We start from the raw sequence: 721 nt of genomic DNA on the forward strand, positions 1-721 counted from the left end.
TTTGAATGGGTTCATGTGCAGCTCCATCAGCAAAAGGGGATGATAAGTTTATCACCACCGACTATTTGCAACAGTGCCGGCAAACGTACAATCACATATTGTGAGTGAACTTTCGCTCTGTGAAGGTATGGGGCATTTCAGCGTTACAGCATGCCGAGCAATACACAATACAACTATCCATCATTTTAGGCTAAGATAACAGTTATCCAGTCTCCAAGCTGTTTATTCCAGATATCAGTAGGTTTAGTTTTCTGACCAGAAACAATACGAGTTACTACAAACTAGGCAATAAAACACAATATATTGATCACTTTATACTCAGTCATTTGAGCAGTTTTGTACAAAACACGAAGTAATTTTTTGTATAAACTAAATTGTTGTCATATAAAGAGTGGATTATGGATAAGCAACACACCCTAAAGTCAAAGGAAAGTGCAAAGTTTCAAGTGGCAGATGAACTTGGTGGAATTGAGCTACTCGACGCTAAATATGAGACCCAGACTTTTTCCCGTCATAGCCATGAAGGATACACTGTAGGTGTAATTGAACGCGGTGCACAGAGTTTCTACCGTACGGGAGCAAATCACATCGCCCCACAAGACACTATTATTCTGGTCAATGCTGACGAAATGCATACCGGTTGACCTGCTCCCCGTTGATTAGTACACCCCGATGTTAGTAATGTCTTCATAAGCCACATGAGGACATCCCCATGAAGAAG

Annotated in this window: 1 protein-coding gene; it reads left to right on the top strand. The window is 40.9% G+C overall.

Annotated elements, in window-relative coordinates; genetic code table 11:
- Positions 1 to 398: 398 nt before the first annotated feature.
- A complete protein-coding gene (locus OGV85_RS01120) occupies positions 399 to 644 on the top strand; it encodes an AraC family ligand binding domain-containing protein (RefSeq protein WP_286552925.1) in 246 nt (81 codons plus the stop codon).
- Positions 645 to 721 lie beyond the last annotated feature (77 nt).

This window comes from Citrobacter sp. Cf132 (genome assembly GCF_030333885.1).
Classification (GTDB): domain Bacteria; phylum Pseudomonadota; class Gammaproteobacteria; order Enterobacterales; family Enterobacteriaceae; genus Citrobacter; species Citrobacter freundii.

Coding starts and splice junctions, on each gene's coding strand:
- OGV85_RS01120 (WP_286552925.1), top strand. CDS start 399: ATGGATAAGCAACACACCCTAAAGTCAAAGGAAAGTGCAAAGTTTCAA.